Below are 9,338 nucleotides of genomic sequence, written 5' to 3'. Positions count from 1 at the left end.
CATTTAAAATATGTTTTAACGTAAAAGAGGCGTCTTTTACGTTCTCAACCGTCAACTGTAAATTTTTTATCGTGTTTTCGTCAAGCGTGCTGTTTATTTTTTTAATCAAAACCCTGATATCGCTTACTGCGCTGTTTATATTTGACATTACATCATCCAAAGAAGTGTTGTTGATATATTTTTCTATTACGTCCCCGGGCTTGTAATATTCATTGCTTTCGGAAGGTATTATCTTAACATACCTTCCCCCCAAAAAATTGTCCTGGGTAAGGGTCACCACCGAACCTTTCGGTATTTTTACGCCTTTTTGTATAAAAAGTTTAAGTTTTACGTCATTGTCGCTTAAGGAAAGACTCTCTACGTTTCCTATGCTAACACCCCTCATTTTAACTTTCGCTTTTTTGGAAAGACCGCTCGCGTCTCCCATTAACGCGTAAAGGGTATATCCTTTTTTATTAAAATCTTGTAAACTGTTAACCTGCAGCGTTAAAAAAATAAGTGACAGTAAACCTAAAAATATAAAAACCCCCACTTTTATTTCGTTTTTCATTTCGTTCCTTTAAATACGAATGTCTGACTCAATCCTCCTATGGGTATCAGTTCGACATTAACGGTTATGATATTGTCCTTTTTATACGAAATACCATTTTCTTCCAATATCGGAATACGCGACTGTTTGAAACTTAAATCGTACTTCCAGCACTTTTTGCTGAGTTTCAATCCGAACAGCCAGTATTTTCCATAATTGTTCATTATATCGTAATTATACTCCACATACCCTTTTTTATATTCGTTTATGTTATACGTACCTCCCACCGTCACCGATTCGGAAACGTTTTTTTGAAAAACGTGGGAAGCATACGTATAAAAACGATCATTATTATAACTAATTTTTATATTGTTATAAGAAACATATCCTTTATCAATGGAATATTTGTTGTTTTCCTCTATGGAAAAATTATAAAAGCCTATATTGAAAATGTTTTCCAAATCGGAATACCTGCTTCTGTCAAGATAATACGTTTCATTAAGCGTATGGGTCAGTTTAAACTCCCCTTTTTGAAAAATCTGAAACAGATTAAGGGAGATGTAATTCTGAATATCGGGCACGCTCATAAGATCCGTATATATCCGGGAATTGCTGAAATTTTTGATATTTAAAATCATAGAAGGCGAAATTATATGAATATAACCGTCCACCTTTGTCAGGGATGTGTAGAGTTTAAGCTGTGTGGAAAGATTAACATATTTCGATTTTAAAGAATCGTTCTGATAATAAAAACCGTAACCCGCACTTAAAGACTCGGTAATTTTAAATTTCATATAATCGTTGAAAAGGGAATAATTGTAAGATACCGGTAAAAGCAGATCCGACAAAACGAAATTGGAACCCGTTTTTCTGTAATAATTGTAAATATTCAAATCTATAAGATTTGTAAGGCCTCTGGTTTTTGTCAAAAACCTGTGAAAATTCAGCTGTGGTAGAATCTGCCAGGTATCGTCGTTATTAAGTTTCGTCGTATCGATAAAATATTTAAAATAGGCCCCGTAAAGGTTTTTAGGCGTAACATTTATATAATTCAATTCGGATGTTATCAGTTTGTCGGAAAGATAAGTGTCGTTAAATTTGTAATTGTAAGCGTCAAGATAAAAATAATCGACATCGTTTGCATATTTCAAATCCATATAAAGGGAATCGTCGGAATAAAAAATATTTTCCCTGTCGTAACGTATATTAAACCCGTAATGTCTTTTGTAAGCAAGGTTGTTAGAGCGGTAATAATCGTCATTATCAACAAAAATTCCGGCTTTGACGCTTCCTTTGGAATTAGGGGAATCCACAAAACGGAACGTTCCGTAAACACCTTCACCCCTTATGGTTCTTATCGTAGGTACGATTTCCAAATCGGTGTTTACCGAAATTACAAAATACACAGGCTGCGAATAAAGCACACCTTCGTTTTCGGAATAACCGATATACGGACGCAAAAGGCCGCTTCTTCTTGTTTTGTTGAAATTTACATAAAAATAGGGAAGATAAAAAACGGGCACACTGTTTATAACCAGCGTCAGATTGTAAAGTTTGAGCGCCTTTTCCTTTCTGTCGTATTCTGCGGAAAGCGCTTTCATAAACCAGTCGGGATCTTTTATACAGCAGGTTGAAAAATAAAGATTTTTAAAGAAAATATTGTTATCGACAGCTTTCGAATGTTTAGAAACAATCCATCCGTCCATATTCCTGTCATAAAAGAATATATCGCTCATTTCAATATTTCTGGACGAATAAGCCGTAAGGGAAGCGGCGGATATTACCGAAGTGTTTTTATAAGCAATAAACACGTTGTCTTTCAAAACAATTTTTCTTTTATCGCTTATTATCCCTTTTTTCGCCTGTATAATGGAATTGTTATATATAATAACGGGGTTTGAAAGTATGATTTCCCCGTTTTCCTCCACGGCCTTCGTCGCAAAAATTTTAATATCGGCCAAAAGGGACGTTATAAAAAAAACCAAAAAAAAACTAATCTTCAATAGCAACTGACTTCCCTGCAATATCGTGAATAGCACGATTTAAAGGATCAACGAGAGCGTACGCCATTCCGAGATAAAAAAACATTTCGTCGAAATTCCTGACAATACTCCGTATTAAAGATCTGCCCCAGGAAGGATTATCAAGCGTTTCTATGTCAACAATTCTTATTTTTACCAACATTTTTCCGAGTGTTCTGCCGTAAAGTGCGATAAATATCCAGTGATAAAGCGTATAAGCCGCAAAAATATATCCGAAAAGTTCGTTTGTAAGCATTAACACCTGTTCGTATGTTTTAGCGGAAGCAAAAGAAGAGGAAAAAGCAAAAACGATTATAAGCGATACAAGCAAATCGTCAACAGTCATTGCAATCGCCCTTTTTGTAACTGAAGCGGGCTTTAGCCCCTCCCTTTCCAGCCTGTTAATTATCTCTTCCAATTTTTACCTTTAAAACAAATTTCAGAATTTTTATTTAATTGCCTGATACGCAATGTCTTTTCTGTACTGTTTTCCTTCAAAATGAACCCTGTCCACTATTTTATAAGCTTCGTCCCTTGCCTCTTTTACGTCTTTTCCAAATCCCACGCATACAAGAACCCTTCCGCCTGTCGCCATTAATTTTCCGTCAATTTTTTTAACGCCGGCATATGATATGTATCCGTTGCACTCCCTCAGCTCATCAACCGTAATTTCAGTAGGCTCGCTGCTTGAATAGGGATAGTTTTTAGAAGCGCACACAACCCCTACGGCCACCATATCTTTTATTTTAACGTCGATTTTATCAAGCTGTTTTGTTGCACCGTTGTAAAACATATCATAAACGCTGCTGTCAATCAGCGCCATAAGCTCTTCACATTCCGGATCCCCGAATCTTACGTTGTATTCCAAAACATAAGGCTCGTTGTTTACAATCATCAGTCCTATAAAAAGCACACCTTCAAACGGAGCCCCCTCTTCTTGCATGCCTTTTAACGTAGGGTTTATAATTCTTGTTTTTACTTTTTCATACAGTTCGTCGTTAACAAGAGGTGTCGGCGCATAAGCCCCCATTCCGCCGGTATTCGGCCCCTTATCCCCGTCAAGAAGCCTTTTATGATCCTGCGCCGCCGGTAACAAAACGAAATCTTTACCGTCACAGATTGCAAACATACTAAGCTCATATCCGTCCAAAAACTCTTCCACTATCACTTTTTTACCTGCATCGCCGAACGCTTTTCCGCTAAGCATGTCTTCAACCGTTTTTTTCGCTTCTTCCCTGCTTTCAGCGATAATTACGCCTTTTCCGGCGCAAAGCCCGTCAGCTTTTACAACAATCGGCAGTTTTTCACATCCGTCTATAAACTCATAAGCTTTTTCTTTATCGGATGTTTCTATATATTTTGCCGTAGGAATGTTGTATTTTTTAAGAAAGTTCTTCATATAAACCTTGCTGCCCTCTAATCTTGCCGCAGCAGCACTCGGTCCGAATATAACCAAATTGTGTTTTTTAAAAACATCCACTATACCTTTTACAAGCGGATCTTCAGGACCCACAATCGTTAAATCGATATTATTATCTTTTGCCCACTTTGCCAGTTCTTCAAAATCTTTAATATCTATATTTGTGGCAAACTCTTCAGTGGCCCCGTTTCCGGGTGCGTAAAAAATTTCAGCTTCGTCTTTCATAAAATACCCTATACTGTATTCTCTCCCTCCGCTTCCGATTATTAAAACTTTTTTCATTCAATGCCCTTTTTTACGAAATTATATCAAAGATTAATACGGATTTTGAGGTGTTCTTAACTGATGCCCCGTCACTATCGCATAAACAACCGGCCATATAAGTATCAAAATTAAAACCACCGCAATTACGACGGCTTTTACGCTTGTTTTCGCTTTTTTTCTTAAACATTCCATATCAGGAAAACTAACCCCGCCGCATCTGTCCACATCCATGGAAAATTTGTTCAGGTATAAAAAATAATAGCAAAACCCGCCTATTAATGAATTGACAACAACCATCCCCGGAAGATAAAAATACCCGACCATCAATGAAACAATTAAAACAGCAACAGCCTCCACATACGCATGTCTGTATAAAAGATAAAGCCACCCGAAAAAAAATCCCCAAAGATTAAATTTCGGCTTGCATTTTCCAAGCCCTTCGTCATTCATAATTTCTTCAAATATTTTAGCATCCCTTTCATTAAGATTGGGATAAATTTCCTTTAATATTTTTAAATATCTCTCTTTCATTTTTTTCCTTTCAAAAATGTTGTGTAATAATCATAAACAGCCAAAAAAAGTCCCCCTACAACCGGTGAGAGCAATAAGGATATAATGAAAAAAACCCAAAAGTTTTTACCAAGCCTCCAGGCGAAATACCCCACCACGCTTGATAAAACGATTATATTAATCAGATAAAACAGCGCCATAAAAAGCCTTTTTTTTAAAAATTTAGTAAAATTATAATAAAAAAGGCTTGCAATGACCATAGAAGTGCCAAAAAGTATCGATTTAAACGTTTCAAACTCGGAAAGTGTCCAGAGAATTTCCAAGGCTTCCGAAAACGGCGGGGTTGAAAGTGTTTTAATGATACCGAAAATCAAACCCATTTTTGATAAACTGCATCTTGCCTACAATTTAAAAAGGGCAAACGAATCACATTTTAACCTTTTAGTCGCCATAGAAGGAATACATGAAGGAAAACTGACCGACATTTCAATATTAAAAAACAAAGGCGCAAGTGCCATATATATCAGTTCGGACGAAGATATGAATCTTTTAAAAAGGGTTTTTGAATATGCGGAATTCCTTAATATTCCTATCTTTGTAAACTGCAACAATAAATCCCTCTCAAGCGGTGTAATGCATGACAGCGAAATCGCCTATTCACTGGGGGTTAGCGGAATCCCTAGTTTTGCCGAAAGCTCTGAAGTTGCCAAAATATACGAACTTGCCTCACACTTTAGGGCAAAAGTGATTTTCCAGGCTATTACTTCAAAAGAATCGATTGAAATTTTAAAAAATAAACCTAAAAATATATATGTGGATGTATGTATTGACAATCTCTATTTCTGTGATGAGGATTTGGAAGATTTCAATTCTTTATACAAAACATTTCCTCCTTTACGCTCAAATGAAGATAAGAATGCACTGCTTGAAGCCTGCAAAAAAGGAATAGTTGACTTTATATCTTCAAACCACATCGCCGCAACTTATAAAGACGTACCTCTTGAAGAAGCAGATTTTGGAATTAGCAAACTTGATATTTTCACGCAGCTTGCCTATTCTCTTCCTTTTGAAATAGATTTAATTACTAAACTTGTATCGACAAATCCCGCAAAACTTTTCAATATACAAATCACACAAACAATAAAACTTCAAAAAGGCGAATATGAAATCGATACGGACAGATTCGAAAGCAAAGGTAAAAACTGCCCGTATAAAAAACTTCAATATCAAATAGTTTAGTTCCACATCATCAACTATCTTAACATCGCCTATTTACTTTCCCTTCTTTTTTTGATATAATAAATAAAAGTTAAGGAGGGGAATATGAAATATTATGAAACAATGGAAAATAATAAAATAAAATGCCTTTTATGTAGACACCACTGCATCCTTAAAGAAGGACAGGTTGGTATCTGCGGCATAAATATGAATAATAATGGCGAGCTTAAAAATTTAGTTTACGGACATCCTTCAAGCATCAATGTAGATCCTGTAGAAAAAAAACCTCTGTTTCATTTTCTACCGGGCACCCCTATACTTTCATTCGGAACGGTCGGATGTAACTTTAAATGTCCTTTCTGTCAAAACTGGCAAATAGCACATACCAATAAAGTAAACGATTCAGTTTATGTTTCACCTGAAGAGATGGTCAAACTCGCAATCGAATATAACTGCAATTCAATAGCCTATACATACAACGAACCGAGCGTATTTTATCCATATGCACGGGATGTGGGAATTTTGGCAAAAGAAAAGGGGCTTAAAAACGTATTCGTAACCAACGGGTTTGAGAGTGTTTATGAAATTGAAGATATGAAACTTTGGGTTGACGCATGCAATGTGGATTTAAAAAGCTTCAAACCCGAATATTACAAAAAAGTCTTAAAAGGAAACCTTGAAGACGTCCTTGATACGATAAAAAGATTAAACGACGCGGGAATCTGGCAGGAAATCACGACCCTTATCGTGCCGGGGGATAACGACAGCGAAGAAGAACTTACACAAATTGCCGAATTTATCGCAAGCGTGGATAAAAACATCCCGTGGCATATAAGCAGATTCCATCCGGATTATAAAGTTACGGACAAAGAACCTACACCTATGGCAACAATGATTAAAGCATACGAAATAGGAAAAAAAGCCGGATTGAAATACATCTATTTAGGCAACGTAGCGCTTCCGGTTGTGACATACTGTCCTAAATGCAACGAAGAGCTTATTGTAAGAAGCATTTACAGAGTTGAAAAAAACATACTTAAAATTGATGAAAACGGAAAAGCACACTGCCCTAAATGCGGTGAAACTATTAAAGGAGTTTGGAAATGAGAGCGGCGGTCGTAAAAGAATGGTACGGAGGCAGCTGTGAGGCTGTTGAAGGTTATATCGCACATTTTAATAAATTAATAGACGAAAACGTTGACGGGAAAAAAGCTGCGGAAATTTTTTCCCTGAAACCAAAAGCGCTTATCGTTCCCCATGCCGGATGGGTTTACAGCGGATTTACTGCAAATTTTGCATACAGAATCGCACAAAACTCAACACCAAAAGCGGTGGCGGTAATAGGCCCTTCGCACAGATTTGCCTTTGAAGGCATAAGCGTAACACTTGAAGACGAATACGAAACGCCCTGCGGCAGTCTTCCGATAGATTTTGAAACATCCAGGGCTTTAATTAAAAATTTCGGTGTGCAAAACCTTGAATATGTGCATGTGGAACATTCAACGGAAGTTCAAATACCTTTTATTAAACATTACTTTGGAAACATAAAAGTAATTGAACTGGTATATTCTAATTATTCACCGTTAAAATTAAAAGAAATTATCAGTTTCCTTATTCAGAATAATATTTTAGTGGTAATAAGCAGCGATTTAAGCCACTATTATGATTTAAAAACGGCAAACGTCCTTGACTATAACTGCTTAGAAGCGGTTAACAATCAAGATGTTACGCAGCTTGAAAAATGTGAAGCGTGCGGTAAAACAGGAATTGAAGCTCTGATACATTCAAGCAAGGAACTAAACCTTACGCCTTTACTTGTAGATTACAGAACAAGCGCCGATGTAAGCGGCGATGAAAATCAGGTGGTCGGATATATGAGCGCGGTTTTTATTTAATATAATTTTTTGTTATAATAACACCTGTTAACTTCCACAAAAAAGGAGGTTATATGGCAAGAGGAAAATTTAAAATGAAAAGAAAAAGAAGAAGAGTTTTATATACTAAATAACTTCTTTTTCTTTTGAAAAAGAGTTAATTATGAACGACTTATGCAGACAGTTAATTTCCGAAAAAGATTATAATATACCTGAATTTGAAAACATTTTTATAAAATTTGACGAAACTTCAAAAACATTTCACATATATTCGAAAAACAAACTGCCCATAACCCAAATAAGTAATTTGCTTCAAAACTTCAGTATATCCATACTTGATTCCGTTTCGTTTATAAACGACGGTGTTTTTGTATATAAAATAAAAACGGATATGAAACATACGGACGTCTTTTTAAAAAATAAAGAAATATTTTTTGAAATTCTCCAAAAAGCCCTTTTAAACGAACTGTATACACTGTGTAAACTCTACTATATGGCATGGGAAGGGCTTAATATAAGAGAAATTTCCCTGTTAAGGGCGCTTATCAAATATCAAAACCAGCTGTTTTTCGAGTTTAATGAAAATCTCATTATTTCCGCATTACTGAATAATTCTAAATTAACGAAAACAATTATAGATTATTTCAAGGCAAAATTTTCAAATAAAGACCTCTCACTCGAACAGACTATCGAAAAAGAGATAAAAGAGATTTCAAACCTTAACGAAGATAAAATATTCAGGGTTTTATACACAATCGTAAAAAACATTGTAAGAACCAACTATTTTTTAAACAAAGAAACCGTCTCTTTCAAAGTGGAAACGAAAAACTTTAAAAACATACTTTTCGGAATGCAGCCGAATATTGAAAGCTATGTGTATCACAACGACTTTAACGGGATACATTTAAGAATGAGCAAAATCAGCAGGGGCGGTATAAGGTGGTCTGAGAGGCTTCACGATTTCAGAGAAGAGATTAAAGACCTTATGATAACCCAGGAAGCCAAAAACGCCCTTATAATCCCCGAAGGCGCAAAAGGCGGATTTGTCATATTCAAAACGGGAATTTCAAAGAAAGAGTTTAAAAAATATTATTCGCTGTTTATCGACGCTCTTCTTGATTTAATTGATGTGGGTGATGTTGATGATGTAGTAAAATATAACGATAAAGATTTCTATTTTGTTGTTGCCGCCGATAAAGGGACATCATCAATGAGCGACGTTGCAAATGAAATTGCGATAAAAAGAGGATATTTCTTAAAAGATGCCTTTGCAAGCGGCGGCAGCACGGGTTATTCTCACAAAGAACTCGGAATTACCGCAAAAGGAGCCATTCATACCGCCAACAGGTTTTTTATCGAAAAAGGCAGGGATATCTATACCGACAGACTCTCTGTAGTCGGTGTGGGAAGTATGAGGGGTGATGTGTTCGGAAACGGAATGCTTTTGAATAAGAACTTTTTATTAATTGCCGCAATCAGTCATAACGAAATTTTTGTTGACC

General features: G+C 36.0%; 10 protein-coding genes. 4 read left to right on the top strand and 6 right to left on the bottom strand.

Features of this window, described 5'->3' with window-relative positions; genetic code table 11:
* From ACXJIE_RS00050 to ACXJIE_RS00025, 6 genes are all read right to left on the bottom strand, one after another.
* Positions 1-550 (bottom strand): MlaD family protein (locus ACXJIE_RS00050; protein WP_456478936.1); only part of this gene is annotated, 550 nt, incomplete at its 3' end.
* On the bottom strand, positions 547-2,538 hold the full coding sequence (locus tag ACXJIE_RS00045; RefSeq protein WP_456478935.1) for an LPS-assembly protein LptD: 1,992 nt from the start codon (positions 2,536-2,538) through the stop codon (positions 547-549). The genes ACXJIE_RS00045 and ACXJIE_RS00050, both read right to left, overlap by 4 nt.
* Positions 2,522-2,968, bottom strand: coding sequence for an RDD family protein (locus ACXJIE_RS00040; RefSeq protein ID WP_456478934.1), 447 nt, complete (start codon positions 2,966-2,968; stop codon positions 2,522-2,524). The genes ACXJIE_RS00045 and ACXJIE_RS00040 overlap by 17 nt, the downstream gene beginning before the upstream one ends.
* A gap of 30 nt (positions 2,969-2,998) precedes the next feature.
* The gene (purD, locus tag ACXJIE_RS00035) at positions 2,999-4,252 is read right to left on the bottom strand and encodes a phosphoribosylamine--glycine ligase (protein WP_456478933.1); all 1,254 of its coding nucleotides are present in this window, start codon (positions 4,250-4,252) and stop codon (positions 2,999-3,001) included.
* Between the two features lie 33 nt (positions 4,253-4,285).
* Positions 4,286-4,765 carry a DUF2628 domain-containing protein gene (locus tag ACXJIE_RS00030; protein WP_456478932.1) on the bottom strand — a complete coding sequence of 160 codons (480 nt, stop codon included), beginning with the start codon at positions 4,763-4,765 and terminating at the stop codon, positions 4,286-4,288.
* Positions 4,762-4,944, bottom strand: coding sequence for a hypothetical protein (locus ACXJIE_RS00025; protein ID WP_456478931.1), 183 nt, complete (start codon positions 4,942-4,944; stop codon positions 4,762-4,764). The genes ACXJIE_RS00030 and ACXJIE_RS00025 overlap by 4 nt, the downstream gene beginning before the upstream one ends.
* Before the next feature lie 52 nt (positions 4,945-4,996).
* Between ACXJIE_RS00025 and ACXJIE_RS00020 the strand changes: the two genes are divergently transcribed.
* From ACXJIE_RS00020 to ACXJIE_RS00005, 4 genes are all read left to right on the top strand, one after another.
* Positions 4,997-5,983 (top strand): amidohydrolase family protein, encoded by a 987-nt coding sequence (locus tag ACXJIE_RS00020; protein WP_456478930.1) that lies wholly within the window; start codon positions 4,997-4,999, stop codon positions 5,981-5,983.
* Positions 5,984-6,067: 84 nt separating this feature from the next.
* Positions 6,068-7,069, top strand: a complete 1,002-nt coding sequence (gene amrS / locus ACXJIE_RS00015; RefSeq protein ID WP_456478929.1) for an AmmeMemoRadiSam system radical SAM enzyme — start codon at positions 6,068-6,070, stop codon at positions 7,067-7,069.
* Positions 7,066-7,857 carry an AmmeMemoRadiSam system protein B gene (amrB, locus tag ACXJIE_RS00010; protein ID WP_456478928.1) on the top strand — a complete coding sequence of 264 codons (792 nt, stop codon included), beginning with the start codon at positions 7,066-7,068 and terminating at the stop codon, positions 7,855-7,857. The genes amrS and amrB overlap by 4 nt, the downstream gene beginning before the upstream one ends.
* Before the next feature lie 142 nt (positions 7,858-7,999).
* Positions 8,000-9,338, top strand: a 1,339-nt coding sequence (locus tag ACXJIE_RS00005) for an NAD-glutamate dehydrogenase domain-containing protein (RefSeq protein WP_456478927.1), incomplete at its 3' end; no start/stop codon positions are given.

Source organism: Nautilia sp., from assembly GCF_053994455.1.
This window is presented reverse-complemented; position numbering and strand designations above follow the sequence as displayed.